The organism is Monashia sp. HAY1-2A, from assembly GCF_056755315.1.
In genome coordinates this window covers 1-243 of record NZ_JBNDHY010000695.1, presented here as the reverse complement: position 1 = coordinate 243, position 243 = coordinate 1, and the positions used below count along the sequence as shown (strand labels likewise).

The following is a 243-nucleotide window of genomic DNA, read 5'->3' as shown; positions in this document are numbered from 1 at the left end:
CTTTTAACAATATGAGAAATCAGTCTTGTGGTGGTGGTCTTTCCGTTAGTTCCGGTTACTGCAATAATCGGAATGGTGAAAGGTTTTCCTTGCGGATAAAGCATATCTAAAACCGGAGTGGCAACGTTTCTCGGAAGTCCCTCACTTGGAGCAAGATGCATTCTGAAACCTGGTGCAGCATTAACTTCAATGATTGCTCCGCCGCTTTCTTTTAAAGGCTGCGTAAGGTTTTCAGCCATAATA

Annotated in this window: 1 protein-coding gene; it reads right to left on the bottom strand. The window is 43.2% G+C overall.

What is annotated here, in order from left to right; all coding sequences use genetic code 11:
- Positions 1–243, bottom strand: a 243-nt coding sequence (locus ACPYOM_RS23585) for a hypothetical protein (RefSeq protein WP_481347843.1), incomplete at both ends; no start/stop codon positions are given.